Origin of the sequence: Prevotella sp. P3-122, from assembly GCF_002251365.1 — a bacterium.
Taxonomy (GTDB): Bacteria; Bacteroidota; Bacteroidia; order Bacteroidales; family Bacteroidaceae; genus Prevotella.
In genome coordinates, this window is record NZ_NPJH01000080.1 from 1 (window position 1) to 18,625 (window position 18,625).

The window sequence follows — 18,625 nt, forward strand, 5'->3', positions numbered from 1 at the left end:
TCACCAAACTTAAAAACAACATGAAAGGTGCCTTGATGAGCGTGTCTGACAAGCTGCTGCTTAGGAAACGAGCAATAATAGAAACGGTAAATGACGAGTTGAAGAATATTGCACAAGTGGAACATTCAAGACACAGGTGCTTTGACAATTTCATCGTGAACCTGCTTGGAGCTATCGCTGCTTATTGTATGTTTCCTAAGAAGCCGTGTGTCAATGTACAACGTACAGTTGATACACAGCTTTCATTGTTTTGAATTCATCGAACTCACGTAGATTTACAAAACGGTGGAGTCATATTGAAAGAAACGTGTACTGAAAAAAATGGTTGCATAAGATTGAACCATATTCCTACAGGTTGCTACGCTATCACCATGTTTTTTAATAATCACAAGATAAAGGAGATAAAATGGAATAAGAGATAGGCAAAATATGCTTTAGGGATGGTCCATCATTCTGAACAATTAGGGATTTCCCTATCGTCTATTAGGGAAATTCCCTTTTAGTCATCAAGGGATACGCCTATCTTTGCGGCAGAGAACTTTGCCCGACGTTTTCGATAAGCCAGATGAGCAATGATGAGATTGCTCAGTCATTGCCATGGCGAGAAGACAAAGGATGAAATCCAGCAGTTCTTTTGAGATAAAAACAATTATTCTCCCCAAAAGGGGGATATCATAGTTTTGGAATGTAACATTGATTTTTAGCCGATTAAATGTATAATTAACTAAGTATTGAAAAATGAAAACCTTTAGATTATTCTTATTGCTCTTGGCAGACATGTCAATGGTTTCTGCCAACGCAATGGCAGGAAATCTGTCGACACTTAAAGACAGAATACTTCAAAACCTTAAACAGCAAAAACAAGAGAAGGTTTATCTGAGTTTTGACAACATCAGCTATAGCAGTGGTGATACTATATTCTACAAAGCCGATGTGGTGGAAGATCCATATCGGACTGCCACACGGCAAAGCTCTGTTCTATACGTAGAGATACTCTCTCCGTCAGGCTGGATAATGGAACGTCAGAAACTACACATTACGGACGGGCATGCAGAGGGTGCATTTTGCCTGTCGGAATCAATAACTGGAGGGTTTTATGAGATAAGGGCTTACACGGCGTGGATGCTTAATTTCACGAATGTTACAGAATCAAAGACTGGCAAGGCGAAGAAAGGCAAGAAAGAAAAGGTTCCTAAATACAACAACAGCAAAGAGTGTTGGGGTATATTTTCCAGGGTGCTGCCAATATATGGTGAAGACAATTGGTATGGTGGCACAAAAAATGTCAACAACAAGAAAACCAGTAAAGATGATGTGTCGCTCAGTGTCAGTTTTTACCCGGAAAGTGGTAATATCATTAAAGGGGTTCCTGCAAGGGTTGCCTTTGAGGTAACCGACTGTCTGGGAAGGTACCAGGATATTCACGGATGGATAAACTCAAAAAAAGGAAAAATTAAGGAGATACGGACCGCTCATGACGGCAAGGGCGTTTTCTGCTTAAGCAATGAGGAAACATCTGAAATGCTGACAGCGGAGTTCAAAACTGCCGATGGCACAAAGAAGTTCCGCCTGCCTGCTGCACAGTCTGAAGGATATGTTATGAATATCCTCAACGGGAAAGATGTAAAGGTGAGAATAATGCGCAATTCTCAGACCAAGGGCGAGGAATTGGCACTGGCTGTATGCTCGTACGGTAAAATGACCTCTTTCGTGGAGTGCGACATGAGTAATGACCTGCAACAGGAAATAACTCTAAAAAAAGACTCGTTGACTACAGGAGTTAATGTCGCAACACTTTATAATTGCAACGGACATATAATAGCGCAAAGAGTTTTTTTTGTCAACAGGCACGACATGGCGGTAAATGTTGAAGTGGATTACCCAAGAGACGTAACTGTTAAACCACACGAAAAAATAGACATAGATATCAGGCTTACAGAAAAAGACTCTGGCAAGCCGCTTGCCGGTGAAAGCTTCTCTATTGCTGTGACAAAGGACTGTAGTGGCAACGATGCAGGCAGAACAGATATAATGACATATCTTTTACTTTCTTCTGAGATTAGAGGATATGTGGCAAATCCGCAATATTATTTTGCAGGTAACGATATTGGGAGAGCTGAGGCTCTGGACGTTCTAATGATGGTGCAGGGATGGACAAGGTACGACTATGCGGGACTTGCCTCAGACGAAGGAAACATGCTGATATATGAGGCCGAGAAGGGGTTGTCGCTCAAGGGCAGGATTCTCGATACACATTACAACTCTGACATATACTACAGCTCCGCATACAACGGCAACGGATATACCGAGAAGCAGACTTCGGACGGTGAGGGATACGGTGAGCGCAGATATTGGACCGGTTGGAATAATAAAAAGAAGAGATTCTGGCTGAGAATGGATCTTATGACAGATAACGATATCCGCATAGACGAGAAAGAGATATTCTCATCCGACGAGTTCTCTTTCGATATACCCGCTTTTTGCGGCAAAGGCTATGCATACCTCATGATGAACAGGCAAAGCCTGAGAGACGCAGGAATAGAGGCAACCGATAGGAGCCACCATCACATAGGAAACGGAGACGTAAAAGACAATTCTCTTGAACGGACCTACATCATAGACTACAAGATGCCTATTGCGCCTTGGCCAAGAAAAATCAGCTATTACGAGACAACACACACCGACAGGAATTTTGCCGCAAACGCCTCTGTCAACAGGATGCCTGTTTGTGAGACTGATTTTCATAGCTGTAAACCGACATTCAGCATGGATATAAATAGCCTGATGGCTTATCTTTCTGTCAGGAATGGAAGAATTGCCGACTTTAGGACAAATTCTGTCGCTGTAAACAGAAGTATTAATCTTGTTAACCCAAATGCCTTGGAAATATTACCAGTGCTGGGTATTTCTGGCGATGTGGCCATGTTTGTAGACGGCAGGCCGGTATCAGAATACGACATGGCGAATATGGGTGCCAATTCAAAAAAAGCCAAATGGCCTGCCGATATGTCTTTCAAACGCATTGACGTTTATACATGCCGTCGGGCACGTGCTGCCTGTTTGACAGAAACAGGAAACGGTAAGATAAACCTGGCGGAGCCTTCGGTAAACATGCCGACAGCTGTTAATTTTATTACTGATCAAACGATTAAGGGGCTTGTTGACATGCCTCAATTCACAGGCAACCAAATAGAGTTCAACGGTTTCAGTACTCCTGTCGATTTTTATCGGACAGACTGCCTTGGACAGAAATTGCAAAACCTAACAGACAGAAAAAGTGGAACACTGCTTTGGATACCGCAGGCAGTCACAGATGACAACGGTATGATGAGGCTTTCATCATTTAATGGCTCTGAAAATATAAAAATCAATGTCAAGGTAGAAGGAATAACCAAAGATGGCAAATTTATCATTGGCAAGTAAAGGGGGAAGCTGCATAGCACAGGGGATTCTGCTTGTGACGGGCATTCTGACAGTTACAGGGTAAGGTGTACAGAAAAATTGAATATCCTAATTCAGAAGTTCATGTCGTTAATTGTCGCGCTGTAAGCGCATTGACAATGTTCCCTTACACCCAGGGTGCCGCTGCGCTCTACCCTGGGCTATGTTCTTCTGCGCTTACAGCGCGTGCTGGACACAGTATTTTTTTGATAACATATATTCAAAAAATAATCCTAATTTATTGGAAAGTAATAAATACAGTTTCTTCCCTTGCTTACATCCTTTCCATCAGTCTGCTATCCCAGCATTGCGAGGGCCTTGTTTTCGGCAGCTTCCATAATCTCACGTTCTCCCGGGCCCTTGTCGTTGATGCCGCACAGGTGGAGTATGCCGTGGATAATTACTCTATGTAGCTCTTCATCGTAGGTTTTGCCGAATTTCTCTGCGTTGGTCCTTACGGTGTCGAGTGATATTACAAGGTCGCCGTTGATGACGTCGTCCTCGTCGTAGTCGAATGTTATGATGTCGGTATAGTAGTCGTGTCCCAGATACTCACGGTTCACCTCCAGTATCTTCTCGTCGTCGACAAACATGTAGCCTATGTCGCCAACCTTTCGTCCGTATGATGCCGCAACGGCCTTTATCCATGCCGACGTGTCCCTTTTCCTGATTTTGGGCATCCTGATGCCCTCTGCGTTATATGTAATCATAATGTTACAGAATTAATTCTTTGGCAAAAGTAGCAAAAAAAATATGTAGCTACCATGCTTAATTATAATTATTTGCTTTTTGGCAGGAATTTATCTACATCTTTGCCGAAAGCTCGCAATTCTCTTACCGCACTCGACGATACGCAAGCCAATTCCGGTTCGGAGTATAGCAGGATAGTCTCTATATTGCCCACAAGGCGGTTTATTTCCGCTTGGTCGCGTTCAAACTCGAAGTCGCGTACATTTCTTACCCCTTTAACAATAAAGCCTGCTCCGACTCTTTTTGCCAAATCCATGGTGCAGTCGCTAAAAGCTACTACCTCTACCTTTGGCTCGTTGGCATATACATCCTGTATAGCCTTTACCCTTTCGTCGGTAGTGGTAGTATATTTCTTCTTGTCGTTTAGGCCTACTCCTATCACGAGCTTATCGAATAGAGGCAACGCACGGCGCACTATCGAGTCGTGACCAATAGTGAAGGGGTCGAAGCTGCCAGCAAAAAGTCCGGTACTCATATATTGTGTCTTTTGTTGTTTCCTGCAAAAGTATGCAATAAAATCCGTTCCTGCAAGTGATGGCGCAAAAAATATACTTTCGCTCTTGTTTGCTACCTGTTGGCGTATTTCGCTTTTTTAAGTTAAATACATGTGCGTTAATAGTTTTTTTCTATATCTTTGCACACTAAACCAATTATACTAAATATACAGATGAAAATTATCAAGACTATCATTGCAGCCTCTGCACTTGCGGCAACGCTCGCATCGTGTGACAAAGCCGAGCCTACATCTTACTACACCATACAGGTAGCACTGCCTTCTACAGGCGGCTATCCCATAGGCTATGCATATGCCACCGATATGGCCGACAGCCTGAAGTTCCTGTCCACAAGTCCATGGAAAATAGAGCACGTTGACGGTGACAACTCGTTCGTGACTATCGACGGCAGTATGACGGGCAAGGCCAACGTGATAGTAGCCTACGGGGTGAGGTTCAGCGAGAACACCACAGGCAAGCGACGCTTTGCCACCTATCGTATCGTAGACTCCGAGGATGCCGGCAATGCACAGGCCTCGTTCCGCTTCGTACAGTATGCCACACGTCCCGACGGCTCGCTTGGCACGGCTGCCGAGGTGAAGTCCATAAAAGGCTCCGATGGCAGCACCATCGACATATCCTACGATACTAAGCACAGGCCTGTGGCGATTGCCATGAGTGCCGGGAGCATGGAGCGGAAACTGACGTTTAGCTACGATGACCTTCTGAATAAGGTGACCGTCAGCCAGCCACGCTATCAGTTTACGTATGCCGACACCCTCTATACCCTGAACAACCTTACCCTTGAAGGCTCTTACGAGGACCGATACCTGCCTAACCTCACGTCCTATATCTACCAGCCACGCATGCTCATGGACCTTACGTCCAACGAGTCATCGCTCGTAAATACCGTTACTGACTCCAGAACTAATGTATCGCAGACCATGGCCTACAAGGCGTTCTCCAATGGATTATATGAATACAGCTTCTCCAATGGCTTCATGGTTCAGAACGCCATCGGCAGCAAGTTCGTACAGGCATATGGCTACTATTACAACGGAAAGGGCTCGCTCATGGTAGACAGCCTGCATTGTGCCGACAGCATAGCAGTGGAGCGAGTGTTCCCTGACTATAGCCACAAGGCAGAGACCTTCAAGATGACATATTCAAGTATAGACAACCGCATGACCTCGGTTGACGTAAACCAGCTCATCGGCGGTGTTGCCAACTGCGACCCTTATCTGCTGCTGTCGTTCTACAAGCTGGCCCGTCAGACGAGCGTTGTGGCTAAAGCTGAGGGTAAGAAGGGCACCACATATACCGTTTCTACGGAGACAAATGCCAACGGCTCTGTCAGGACCATGGCCGTTACTGACCATAAGGGCAACAAGATAACCTACACCTTCGAGTATTGATGAAGATAGGAAATATAGACTTTGGCAGCCGCCCCGTGTTCCTCGCACCAATGGAGGATGTCACCGATATAGGCTTCCGTATGCTCTGCAAGCGGTTTGGCGCCGCCATGGTATACACTGAGTTTGTATCGGCTGAGGCACTTGTGCGTTCGGTGAAGTCAACGGTCAGCAAGCTTGCCATCTGCGACGAGGAGCGTCCTGTGGGAATACAGATATACGGACGGTCGGTAGAGGACATGGTTGAGGCTGCACGGATAGTCGAGCAGGCATCGCCCGACATCATCGACATCAACTTCGGTTGTCCTGTCAAGAAGGTTGCCGGCAAGGGAGCAGGAGCAGGAATGCTCCGCAACATACCGCTGATGCTCGACATTACCCGCGAGGTTGTCAAGGCTGTCAAGGTGCCCGTAACCGTGAAGACGCGATTGGGATGGGACTGCGAGAACCTTGTCATTACAACCCTTGCCGAGCAGCTTCAGGACTGCGGCATACAGGCTCTCACCATCCACGGGCGTACGCGCAGCCAGATGTATACTGGTAAGGCCGACTGGACGCTCATAGGCGAGGTGAAGAACAATCCGCGCATACATATCCCCATCATCGGCAATGGAGACATCACCAGCGCCGGGGAGGCCAAGGAGGCGTTCGACCGCTATGGTGTCGATGCAGTAATGGTTGGACGTGCCACTTTTGGCCGTCCTTGGATATTCAAGGAGATAAATGAATGTATTAACGGTCTGCCGCCACAGCCTCTGACGGTGGACGAGAAAATAGACCTGCTGGAGGAGCAGCTGCGCATAAATGTCGAGCGCATCGACGAGTATAGAGGCATTCTTCATACTCGCCGCCATCTGGCCGCAACACCAGTCTTCAAGGGCATACCCGACTTCCGGCAGACACGCATCGCCATGCTTCGTGCGTCGACAGTTGCAGAACTGACATCAATACTTGAGGACTGTCGGGCGATAGTAAGGGTTTGAGAGGTTTATTCTGGATATTATTCATTTAGGTAGGGTGTACAGTTTGATGTGCAAAAATTGAATATCCTAATTCTGAACTTCATGTCGATAATTGTCGCGCTGTAAGCGCAAAAGCGCATAGCCCAGGGTAGAGCGTAGCGACACCCTGGGTTCTTCAAGTAGGTGACGATCGCGCTGTAAGCGCAAAAGCGTAGATAACAGCAGGATATATAACGCTTTTGCGCTTACAGCGCGCAAGGACAATGTCCCATTACACTCAGGGTGCCGCTTCGCTCTACCCTGGGCTATGCGCGGGTTGCCCCTTCAGGGCGTTATTACTGATATTTGTACACCAAACTGTACACCCTATCATTCAGGTTTTATTCTCATCTGCTTCTCCTTTCTACAGAAACCTCGATGCTCATGGAAGGATTCACGTTGTATCTTACCGATGCGCCAATCCTGTCACCCAGTTCTTGCATGTCGTAGAGAGGGTAGGGCATGCGCAAGCCGTTGACAACCGATTTCTGTCCATATAGGAATGCTTCCCAATGCTCATCAAAGCGGTAGCCCACCATGGCCGTCAGGCCAGCATCGCGATAGGAGTCATGTGCCCAGTTGATATTGCTCAGATAGCCTCCTACAGCTACGGAGAGCCTGTCGGTGAGCGGAACGGCATATAGTGCGGAGATATCCTGTGTGAAGCCTACGCCGCTGTACGAGTGCTTGCCAAATTGTGCAAACACTGACAATCCGAGGTTTACGTTCAGCCCCTCGTGTAAGTCCCAAGATGGTGCCCATCGCCAGCTGTAAGGACAATATCCCAGAGACTCTACCCGTCCGAAGGTGTTAACGTTGGGCAGCACTAAGGAGTCCAAAGCGGTATGTCTCGCCGGTTCTAAATAATCCATGCCTATGGCGGCATCATCCACGGTAGCCAGCCTGTTGCTGTCTGCCTTCTCAACATTCTGCGCATGCGATGCTGTCGCCATGCACATTGCCGCTATAGTCATAATTGCCTTGATTGTATTCATTGCTGCAAACTTACACAAAAAAATACCGAATACAATACAACATGGCAGCTTTTTAACTAATTACTACATTCTTTATCATTCGTCCTTGCGTCCGAACATCTTGTTGATGATTAGGGCTATTGCTCCGTCGCCTGTCACGTTGCATGCCGTACCGAAGCTGTCCATGGCTATATACAAAGCTATCATGAGAGCCTGTGCGTCGGCATCGAAGCCGAGGATGCTTGCCAGAGGCGCCAAGGCAGCCATGATGCTTCCACCGGGAACACCTGGGGCAGCGACCATTACTATGCCAAGTATGAGAATGAAGTGCAGGAATGTACCGAAGTCGTGAGGCATACCGTTGAGCAGGCATATTGTCAGCGCACAGCATGTAATCTTCATTGCCGAGCCCGACATATGTATGGTAGCGCATAGTGGAACCACGAAGCCTGCCACTCCCTCGCTGACCTTGTTCCTGATGGTCTGTGCAAACGTCACAGGAATGGTAGCTGCCGACGATGACGTGCCCAGGGCTGTAAGGTAGGCAGGCAGCATGTTGGCAAGCAGTCGCAGCGGATTGCGCCGTGTTATCGCTCCGGCCACTGCATAGGAGTAGAGCAGTATCAATATGTGCAGCACGAAGATGACCATTATGATGTATGCGAATACCACCATTATGCGGTACACCTGCCCGCTGCTGGTCATATTGAGGAATATGCCGAAGATGTACAGGGGCAATAAAGGGATGATGGCCTTGGCGATGACTCTCGCTACGACATCCTTGAATTCGACTGCGAGATTGCGCAACGACTGCAGGTTGCCGTAGTTTATGCCCAGACCCATTATGAACGAGAGCACCAGGGCGCTCATCACGTCAAGCAATGCCGGTATCTTCACTGAGAAGTAGGGCTGTATGTCTACTGGCTGCGACATTCCAGCCATGGCATCAGCATTAGCAACCATCGAGGGAAACAGCCATTCGCCCACGCCGTAACCCAACAATGCGGCAAGCGACGTGTCGGCATATGCTATTGCCACCGTAGCCAGAAGCATGGAGCCTACGCCCCGTCCTATCTCGGCTATGGCTGGCGTGACAAGTCCTACGATGATGAGCGGTATCATAAAGCCAAGGAACTGGCTGAAGACACTATTGAAGGTTACGAATACCTTAACGATGCCCTCATGGAGGATATCGCCCAGCAGCACGCCAAGGATTATGGCAACGGCAATGCGGAACAGCAGTCCCGAGAAGATGGTTCTAAGCTTGATGTTCATGGTTATGGAGCTGAGATTGGTCAGTCGTCAGGCAAGTTTCTCCGCCATGGCCTTGCCGAGAGTCTCGCATTGTGCTTTCACCTCTGGTGTGAGGGCCTGCTTCATGTCTACAGGCTCGCCTACCATCTCGAAGTGCAGGCGGGTGTCGTTCCACTCCACAATCTTCCCAACGGCTTTCGAGGCCCATGCGTGTGAGCCGAAGCAACCGAACAGACGCTTGCCCTTGATGTCCTTGTTGGCAATCTCTGAGAGCAGTACCTCCATCTCGTGGTAAAGTCCGGCATTGTATGTCGGAGCACCGACAATGAGGCCCTGGTAGCGGAAGATGTCGCGTAGGATGTATGAGTGGTGGGTTTTCGATACGTTGTACATGACGATGTCCTTCACTCCAGCCTGCGATGCGGCACGTGCTATCTGCTCTGCCATACGCTCGGTGTTGCCGTACATGGTGCCATAGCAGATGACGAGACCCGGCTGTGCCTCGTATTTTGACAGGCTGTCGTAGATGCCAATCACCTTGTCGATGTACTTATGCCATACAGGGCCGTGGGTGGAGCAGATATAGCTAAGCTTTACTCCAGCGAGCTTCTTTAGTGCGTTCTGCACGGGCGTGCCATACTTGCCGACAATGTTGGAGTAGTAGCGCACCATCTCAAGCCAGAAGGTGTCGCAGTTTATCTCCTCGTCGATGATGCCGCCGTTGAGAGCACCGAAGCAGCCGAAGGCATCGCCCGAGAAGAGTATGTCGCCCAGTAGGGTCACCATGGTCTCTGGCCAATGTACCATTGGCGTGAGCACAAAGCTCAGCTCGCTGCTGCCGAGTGACAGCGTGTCGCCATTGTTGACAACCATGATGTCGTCACCAATGCCATAAAAGCCCTGTATCATGGAAAAGGTCTTCTTGTTGCCGACAATCTTTATCTCCGGATAATACTTCTTTACCAAGGCCAGCGAGCCGCTATGGTCGGGCTCCATATGGTTTATTACGAGATAGTCAACCGGCCTGTCGCCGATGACCTCGCGTATATTCTCGATATACTGTGTGAAGAAATCCACCTCTACGGTGTCAATGAGGCACACTTTCTCGTCCACAACCAGGTAAGAGTTGTAGCTTACTCCGTTGGGAAGTGGCCATAAACCCTCGAAGAGACTTTTGTTGCGGTCGTTAACGCCTACGTAGAAGACATTGTTGCTAATTGGTGTCATGATTAAAAAATTGGTTTAATATGCTGTTCTTTTTATTCTTTACTGATTTTCTCTCCAAACTCCGGTGACACGAAGTTGTATATGTCCTTGCAGCATTCTGCCGAGAACCGTTGTCCGTACGATATGATTTTGTCCCATTGCTCCTCCGTGAGCCCTTTGTCGATGTCGTCGCGTGTGATGTTCTCGTGTATCAGTCCGAACACGAATCCGGCATTGAAGTTGTCGCCAGCCCCGATGGTGCTCACCACCTGCGTCTCTGCCGTGGGATATTCTTTCCTGAATGTCTTGTCTGCCCTTACAATGATGGGGTTGGCTCCTCTGGTACAGATAAATTTCTTGCAGTAGAAGGAAATCTCTGACTGATAGACCTTGTCTGCGTCGGGGATACGGTAGAGTATGCCAAAATCCTCGTCAGAGCCTCTCACGATATCAGCGTATTCAAGGTTTTCTATCAGGTTAGGGGTAATCTTCATTATCTCGTGCTTGTGCGACGACCTGTAGTTGATGTCGTAATAGAGTATGGCTCCATGGTTGTGGGCATATTCCAGAAATCCTCCCACCTGAGGTCTGACAACAGGATTTATGGAGAAGAACGAGCCGAAGACCACGATGTCGTCGCGGTTGATTTCGGGATAAACAAACTCCAGCTGGTCGTGTGGATGGTCTTTGTAGAATATGTAGTCGGCATTGTTGTTCTCGTCGAGGAAAGCCAGTGAGATGGGCGACTTCGAGTCTGGGAACACGTTGACGTTGTCTGCGTTTACTCCGTTATCCTTCAGGAAGCTGATGACATATTTGCCTATTCTGTCGTTGCCTGCCTCCGAGATGAATGTTGTGTTGACGCCCGCTCTGCCAAGGGATATCATAGCATTGAAAGCCGAGCCGCCCGGCACGGCCTCTATGGGCTTGCCGTCTTTGAATATGATGTCGAGAACAGTCTCGCCAATTCCTATTACTTTTCGCATGTCTGTAGTTATATATGTGATTGCAAAGTTAGTGCAAACGGATGAGAATACAAAGGAATTGATTTTATTTTTTATACTTGCTCAACTATCGGAAGAGGGATAAAAGGTGATAAATGACGCTTCAGAATGATGGGAATGCAGGCTGGAATACTAGCGTGCGATAACTGTGTCAGCTACATGAGCAGGCCATCACACCTGCTTGTGTTGGTCATCACACCTGCTTGTGTTGGCCATCACAGCTACGTGTGTATTTGAGGCTGGTGTGACTTGAAAATGAGGCAAGTTGAATAGTGATATGGAAAAATATCATTGCTTATTTGCATGGTTTGAGAAAAAAGAGTATATTTGCACCACAATGCAGGAAACTGCATTCTGCAAATCTCAAATAACAAAGCCATAATGAATAAAGACTATAAGAAACTCCGTAATGTTATATTTGTTCTCTTAATCATACTGGCGGTATTGATTCTCGCAAATAATGGAATGTTGCCATCTGTGAAAATCAACCGTGATGACAATTCTGGTTATTTTGTCGATATAGGTGATGGCGGCATGGAATTTGGGGATGAAGACGAGGAAGAAGGCAACGCACAGCAAAGCCCATCATACAAGGCCATGGATGATGACAGGCTGATAGAGATAAATAAGAACATTCATTGACACATGGAATATAATACGGCGCAGCTTCATAACGGACTGCGCATAATACATCTGCCCAACGCTTCAAAGATTGTTTATTGTGGTTTCCAAATAAAGGCCGGTACACGCAACGAACAGGCAGGCGAGGAAGGGCTGGCTCATTTCTGCGAGCATGTCACCTTCAAGGGGACTGCCCATCGCAACGCCTTTGCCATCATCAATAGTCTTGAGAAACTGGGTGGAGACCTAAATGCATTCACAAACAAGGAGGACACTGTCTTCTATTCAGCCATTCCGCACGAGCATTTTGCCTGTGCCGTAGACCTTCTTACAGATATTGTGTTTAGAAGCACTTACCCCCAGAGCGAGATAGATAAGGAGGTGGAGGTTATATGTGACGAGATAGAGAGCTACAACGACTCTCCTGCTGAGCTTATATACGATGAGTTCGAGAACCTGCTCTTTGCAGGACATCCTCTTGGACACAGCATCCTTGGAACGGCCGACAATGTCAGGAACTTCACGTCGGCTGATGCCCTACGGTTCACACAGCGGTTCTACAGACCAGACAATGCGATATTCTTTGCTTACGGCAACATCAATTTCCGTAAGCTTGTCCGCTTGCTGTCTGCCAAGACACCATCTTCCTTGCCCTGCCCCCAGGCTGTTCCCGCACAGGTGCCGGATATCTCAGAACTGGCATTGCCTGCCCCCAAGACCATCCTTCATCATGAAACCCATCAGGCGCATGTCATGATGGGCAACAGGGCTTATGCCGCTGGCAACCCGCAGCGGATGGCCCTTTATCTGCTCAACAACATCATTGGAGGACCGGGCATGAATGCGCGGCTTAACCTCATCCTCCGTGAGAGGCACGGACTTGTCTATTCTGTAGAGAGCTCCATGGTGTGCTATGGCGACACAGGCATGTGGTGTGTCTATTTCGGTTGCGACCCTCACGATGTCAACCGGTGTGTCGCCCTTGTACGTCGTGAGTTGCGCACTTATGCCACTAAGCCATTGTCCGCACGCAGGCTGGCGGCGGCAAAGAGGCAGATAAAGGGGCAGTTGAGCATAGCATGCGACAACAATGAGAGCTTTGCCATAGACTTCGGCAAGAGCTTCCTGCACTATGGCAGCGAGAAGGATATTGACCGCCTGTTTGCAAAGATAGATGCCGTAACGGCCGATGAGATACAGCAAGTGGCAAGGGAGGTCTTCTGCGACGGCTCCCTTGCCACTCTTGTCATCCAATAGGTGTGTGGTATGTGGGTTATCTTACCACCACTTTTTTCCCACCTATTATATATATGCCCTTGGCGAGACCTTCTGTGGAGTTGGTCTTGCGGAGCTGTGCGCCATTAATGGAGTATACGCCCACCGTGGCAACCTTGTCTGATGTCTCGATGCCGGCAAAGTCTATGCCCAGTGTCTCTGCGTCAACAAGTGGCAGTTCCTCCTCCGACAGTATAAGCCAGCGCTGCAGCAGTCCATTGCCGTCGTTGGCAAGGTTCAGGCCTGTGCTGCTTATGGTGGTGCCGGCAGTCAGACATGCCGGTGTCCAGTTGTTCAACTCGGGATGCAGAATCCAATACCCGCGCAACTTGTTCTCCGTCACATCCACGCGTCCCCTCATCATCTGCAGGTCATAGTTGTAGTTGGATGCTGTTGATGATGTGCTGCGGAACGCCTTGGCTGATGTGTCGTAAGACATGCGGTTGCCTGTGGCAGCGTTTGTCAGCTGATAGTACTGGTTCTTGGGATTGAACGAAACATACCATGCGGCACTGTCGTTGAGCGCGGCCTCGCTGGCAGTCATTTCCTTCATGGCAAGTCTGTTCACCTTGCTTTCGGTAAGATATTTGGTCAATCGGCCACAGTCCTCCGATTCCGCCTTCAGGTAGTATTTCACACCTGTCTCTACCTCTTTGGCGTAGTATGGAGCACCATGATGCTTGTAGCTTGTCTCCAGTCCGTCCTCCGCAAGTGCCTGTATCATTAGACCGTTGCTGAGGTACAGCTCTACGGCGTGAGTATCCTCGTTGGCGCCGTTGATGCCAAATGGCCACATGTGCTGATAGTCGCCATGCAGTACGTCTGTAGTGTTGTTGTTCCAGAACTGTGCCACTGCAGTAGCCCTATCACCGAGCCAGTCACCAGAGCCGTATGTGCCGCCTTGTGCACTTTGTTTTGATTTCCTGAGCGTGAACTGGCTCCATTGTCCACCAGCCCATGGTATTACGCCTACGCCGTGCAGCATCTCGTGCAGTAGGGTTCCTGTTGCCTGGTAGGCCGAGTTGGAGCCTACCCTTATCCATCCGCCATATGAGCAGTCGGCAGTGGGCACGCCATCTTCGAATCCTGCGCTTATGCGCACGTCCTTGATAGACGTAAGGTTGTTCCAGTAGTTCACGGCCTCTATGGTGGCGTTCTTTATCCTGTTGTATTGCTCATCAGTACCTCCGCTGCGTACCTCGTAGCTTATGGTTCCCTTTGGAATGGTGTAGAACATTTTCTGCTCACCATATGCTACAGAGCCGTCGGTAGACTTAACGAATGGACGGAAGTAGTATTGTGTGCCTGGCTCCAAGTCCTTCTTCCAGAAGATGGTTCCGTTCTTTGACAACTCTTCCTCGTTTGCCTGGTCAGCTATGGTCGGCATAGGTGACTTGCTGTAGACGAAGCCCTTGGCGGCAATCTGAGATGTGGTAACACCAGTGACGGTCATTCGGGTAAATGCCATTGTGGCTCCGCGCAGATACCTGCTGTCTGCGTTTATTGTGACCTTCTGTGCCCAACTGTAGTTGTTTATGGCTGTGTTGAGGCTCAGCGAGGCATCGTTGAGATCCAACAGTGTGGCCTCTGCATTGTCTGCTACAGCCTTTGCCTTGTCAATGGCGTCTTTCAGTTCTGCCGCAGAGACACCTTCGCCGTCACCATACAGTCCTGTAGCTGTCTCCAGCAGTGTGGCAAGCTTATTGCGTTTGACTGTGAAGTCGGCATCGCCCAACGGGGTGTCACGGTATAGCTTTATCCAGTCCATGAAGACAACCGTGCTTGCAGCCTTGGTCGTAGAGAAGCCCGTACATATCTGTCCGTCTGCTGTCTCCTCGATAGTGAACGTTATGGCGTCTGTTTTCCATTCGTTCTCGGGAAATAGCCTTGTCGTTGATGACACGATGCCTTTCTTCGGCCTCCATTTGAGCTGTGATGTCACGGCCTCTTGACTTGTGGTGTTGAGGCTGGCGTTCACTATAGTGTACGTGCCTGGTGGAAGTGTTACCTCTTGAGAGAGTGTGTAGGTGGCTGTTGACTTAATACAGAAAGCAGCAAGCCCGCCTTCTGTCTCACCGTCATAGCCTTGTGCTGGCACGGCGGAGCCGTTGATGGTTGTCTTGGTTCCAATCTCTACTGTGGCCAGTACTCCTGCCTTGTTGGTTGTGGGAGTGATGAGAGTCCACCCGGCAGGAACAGAATTGGATGTAGGGACAATGTTGCCCTCGTCGCTTGCCGTATAGTCGAAATAGGTGTCAAAAGAGCTGTTTCGCAGATAGCCCTCTGTGATGTCGTAGATCTGTGCAGAAGCTGTCGCGTATATACCTGCTCCTGCTACTGTAAGAAGTAATGATTTGAGTTTCATAAGCGTTGATTGTAATAATGTGTAGTTTCTGTTATGTTAGTGCTTGTATCAAGATATTCGTAGGATTGTGCAAATATAGTCTAAAAGAATGGAAAAAACAAACAAGGTGCCAGTTATTTATTTTGTTTTTGGATAAAAACATGGCTGGTCTCAGTTTTTTTCCCTATTTTTGCACTATCGCACAATAACTTAAAACTCAAAATATGAAACTAACTAATCATTACCTGCTCATGGCTGCCACTGTTGCTGCAGCCATGTTGCTCAATCCACAACGTTGTTTGGCAGATGATGACCTTGTAGAGGCATACCAGTTTACCGCTACCACAATGACGGGTAGCTCAGTCAGCGTAATCCTTGCAAAGAGTGACGACAAGGAGGGACCGCGCATGTTACATAAGGATAGGGTATTCCGTCTCGACGGAAAGGAAATCAATGCATCCGACATTCAGTATATCCGCATTGCCAAGACCATGGTCAGCGCAATCAGGGAGATTGACGTACAGCCTGTGCCGCACGTCGACAACAATGTCTACAGCATCAACGGACAGCTTGTGCGCCGTAATGCCGATACTCTCGACAACCTGCCCAAGGGCATCTACATTGTAAACGGAAAGAAACACATCGTTAAGTAAATCATGGAGGACTGACTTATGAGAAGACTTCTACTTTCTGCCGTTGTCGCGGTTGCATCAGTCACAGCCGCCATGGCTCAGGACACTTTGTGGGTGCAGTACGACAACAGGTTTGCCGACAACAAGTTTTTTGCTCTCAGTTCCAAGGTTGACTCTGTGGAGTTCTGCCTGACGGGACTTAATATTGCAAATCCTTATCCAATATTGAAGTTGTACAACTCGTCGCTGACAAAGGGATATTCAGAGTACCGTATATCCTCTCTTGTCAATGCCGACTTGTCTGGCAGGATTATGTTCCAGAACCCGGGCCGAATACTTTTCAAGCCCTCTTCCCTGTCGTCTCTCGATTTCATGAATGAGGCTTCGCAATGGTGCTTCAAGCGTTCCATGGAGAGCGAGCACTTCGTGGTGTTCTGGGAGAAAGGGTTTGGTGATGACCCCACAAAGGCTGCATCGGGCTATGCCTTCAACCCCAAGACCATGCTTAACAATGCGGAGAAGTATTGGGACAAGTATGTGGAACTGGGATTTATAACACCGGGAAAGTCAACTACCGACCAGTACAAGATAGAGATGTTCGCCAACTACACCTCTGACTGGATTGCCAATGGCGCAGGCCAGGACTTCAAGGTTGGCACGCTAAATGTCAGCCCGTGGGCCATCGGCTCACGAGGAGGTTCTACCGTAGCACACGAGATTGGGCATACATTCCAGTATCTTGTGTCGTGTGACCTTGGTACCACCCACGGTTTCAACTATGGTTATGGTGCTGGTGCCTCCGGTGGCAACGGATGGTGGGAGAGCTGTGCTAACTGGCAGGCATACAAGTGCTATCCGGCAATGCAGTTTACCGATGGCGAGAACTTCGAGGGACATCTCAATTACCATCATCTGAACCTGTTGCACGAGGATTGGCGTTACCAGAACTGCTTCATACACGACTACTGGTGCATGAAGCATGGGAACGACTTCATTGGCCGCCTATGGCGCGAGTCTATAAAGCCCGAAGACCCTGTGGAGGCATACAAACGTCTTAACGGTCTCGACCAGGACGCTTTCTGCAACGAGCAGATGGAGGGCTACATGCGCATGGCGACATGGGATATCGACGGCGTGCGTGATGCTGCCAAGCACCGTATAGGCCAGCATGTCACTCACCTGCACCTCACTGCCGACAACAATGGCACCTGGGAGGTAGACTCTGCATACTGTCCGCAGAACTATGGCTATTCCATCATCAACCTCAACACCGTAGCACCAGGAACTGTCGTCAAGGCCAACTTCAAGGGCATAGCCGGAGCTGAAGGCTACAGGGCTATCAACGTCGACAAGGCCGGATGGCGTTATGGCTTCGTGGCCTATGCCAATGATGGTACCCGTACCTACGGCAATATAGAAAGTGCGGCAGACGGCGTCGCCACGCTTAACGTTCCCGAGGGCTGTACCCGTCTGTTCTTCGTCGTTATGGGTGCTCCCACAGAGCATTGGCGACATCCTTGGGACGACAATGCGTCGAATGACGAGCAGTGGCCTTATCAGGTGAGGTTTGAGAATACTGATGTCTATGGCAACTTCAATGAATATCCAGCCGACTATGTGCCACGCGACACCACTATATATATAGATGCTGAGCTTGCTGTAAGCAACTCCTATAGCAGTACCCGTGTGCAGTACGATATGGCTGCTGTATCTCAGGCTCTCGGACTCAGCACCAAGCAGATGCAGAGCGTAGGCAGAACGGCAACAGCCAATCCCCGCTTCGTGGGCATCGATGCCAATGGCACCATACATACCGGCACCACCACCAGCACGTCTTCGTCGACAGTCTTCGGTCATTGGTTCAACTCGGCAGGCAACGTCTGCAACTACGATGGCACCGCATATATCTTTGCCGAGTTCTATCCTGACAAGTACGGCTGTTATGTGGGTCAGTACCCCTCTCGCCTCACCAAAGGCAAGACATACACCATCAAGCAGGGTATACAATACCAGAAGAACGGCAAGTGGTATACGGCTACCATGGTCGTAAGGCTTAAGGCTATATAAATATTGTCGGCCTGTATGTCTTCCTGTTGCCTTGTCAGCAATATCGGGAAAGAATAATAAAAGCAGCGGAACCAGACAGAGGTTTCGCTGCTTTTTTTGTTCTATTGGCTGTTACAATCCTTTGCCCTTATCATCTTTATTGTTTCAAAG

At 48.7% G+C, this 18,625-nt stretch carries 15 protein-coding genes; 8 read left to right on the forward strand and 7 right to left on the reverse strand.

The features are described 5' to 3' along the window. On the forward strand, positions 1-254 hold a 254-nt coding region (locus CIL02_RS12920), incomplete at its 5' end, for a transposase (protein ID WP_141210234.1). A gap of 484 nt (positions 255-738) precedes the next feature. Next, positions 739-3,423 carry a hypothetical protein gene (locus CIL02_RS12930; RefSeq protein ID WP_141210235.1) on the forward strand — a complete coding sequence of 895 codons (2,685 nt, stop codon included), beginning with the start codon at positions 739-741 and terminating at the stop codon, positions 3,421-3,423. Between the two features lie 314 nt (positions 3,424-3,737). Here CIL02_RS12930 and ybeY read toward each other — a convergent pair whose 3' ends face one another. Together ybeY and coaD are read right to left on the reverse strand one after the other, a co-directional pair. Next, positions 3,738-4,151: an rRNA maturation RNase YbeY gene (gene ybeY, locus CIL02_RS12935; protein WP_094402331.1), complete on the reverse strand. Its 414-nt coding sequence runs from the start codon at positions 4,149-4,151 to the stop codon at positions 3,738-3,740. Positions 4,152-4,219: 68 nt separating this feature from the next. Next, complete coding sequence (gene coaD / locus CIL02_RS12940) at positions 4,220-4,666, reverse strand: pantetheine-phosphate adenylyltransferase (RefSeq protein WP_094402333.1); 447 nt, start codon at positions 4,664-4,666, stop codon at positions 4,220-4,222. Positions 4,667-4,858: 192 nt separating this feature from the next. On the opposite strand from coaD, the gene CIL02_RS12945 reads away from it, so the two are divergent. Beyond that, entirely contained in the window at positions 4,859-6,100 is a 1,242-nt protein-coding gene (locus tag CIL02_RS12945) for a hypothetical protein (RefSeq protein WP_094402334.1), read from the forward strand. After that, positions 6,100-7,080, forward strand: coding sequence for a tRNA dihydrouridine synthase DusB (gene dusB, locus CIL02_RS12950; RefSeq protein WP_094402336.1), 981 nt, complete (start codon positions 6,100-6,102; stop codon positions 7,078-7,080). Before CIL02_RS12945 ends, dusB begins: the two co-directional genes overlap by 1 nt. 365 nt (positions 7,081-7,445) lie before the next feature. On the opposite strand, the gene CIL02_RS12955 is transcribed toward dusB, so the two are convergent. From CIL02_RS12955 to CIL02_RS12970, 4 genes are all read right to left on the reverse strand, one after another. Then, positions 7,446-8,093, reverse strand: coding sequence for a hypothetical protein (locus CIL02_RS12955; protein ID WP_094402337.1), 648 nt, complete (start codon positions 8,091-8,093; stop codon positions 7,446-7,448). A gap of 75 nt (positions 8,094-8,168) precedes the next feature. Next, a complete protein-coding gene (locus tag CIL02_RS12960) occupies positions 8,169-9,347 on the reverse strand; it encodes a dicarboxylate/amino acid:cation symporter (protein WP_094402339.1) in 1,179 nt (392 codons plus the stop codon). A gap of 27 nt (positions 9,348-9,374) precedes the next feature. Beyond that, positions 9,375-10,553 carry an FprA family A-type flavoprotein gene (locus CIL02_RS12965; RefSeq protein ID WP_094402341.1) on the reverse strand — a complete coding sequence of 393 codons (1,179 nt, stop codon included), beginning with the start codon at positions 10,551-10,553 and terminating at the stop codon, positions 9,375-9,377. A 32-nt stretch (positions 10,554-10,585) separates the two neighbouring features. Continuing rightward, entirely contained in the window at positions 10,586-11,518 is a 933-nt protein-coding gene (locus CIL02_RS12970) for a carbohydrate kinase (protein WP_094402343.1), read from the reverse strand. A 399-nt stretch (positions 11,519-11,917) separates the two neighbouring features. Here CIL02_RS12970 and CIL02_RS12975 point away from each other — a divergent pair, with 399 nt between their 5' ends. Beyond that, positions 11,918-12,178, forward strand: coding sequence for a hypothetical protein (locus CIL02_RS12975; RefSeq protein WP_094402344.1), 261 nt, complete (start codon positions 11,918-11,920; stop codon positions 12,176-12,178). 3 nt (positions 12,179-12,181) lie between these two features. Continuing rightward, positions 12,182-13,414, forward strand: coding sequence for a pitrilysin family protein (locus tag CIL02_RS12980; protein WP_094402346.1), 1,233 nt, complete (start codon positions 12,182-12,184; stop codon positions 13,412-13,414). A 16-nt stretch (positions 13,415-13,430) separates the two neighbouring features. On the opposite strand, the gene CIL02_RS12985 is transcribed toward CIL02_RS12980, so the two are convergent. Beyond that, entirely contained in the window at positions 13,431-15,797 is a 2,367-nt protein-coding gene (locus CIL02_RS12985; protein WP_094402347.1) for a hypothetical protein, read from the reverse strand. 203 nt (positions 15,798-16,000) lie between these two features. Here CIL02_RS12985 and CIL02_RS12990 point away from each other — a divergent pair, with 203 nt between their 5' ends. Both CIL02_RS12990 and CIL02_RS12995 read left to right on the forward strand, forming a co-directional pair. Next, entirely contained in the window at positions 16,001-16,429 is a 429-nt protein-coding gene (locus CIL02_RS12990) for a hypothetical protein (RefSeq protein ID WP_141210236.1), read from the forward strand. Positions 16,430-16,447: 18 nt separating this feature from the next. Beyond that, on the forward strand, positions 16,448-18,475 hold the full coding sequence (locus CIL02_RS12995; RefSeq protein ID WP_094402351.1) for a DUF6055 domain-containing protein: 2,028 nt from the start codon (positions 16,448-16,450) through the stop codon (positions 18,473-18,475). Positions 18,476-18,625 lie beyond the last annotated feature (150 nt).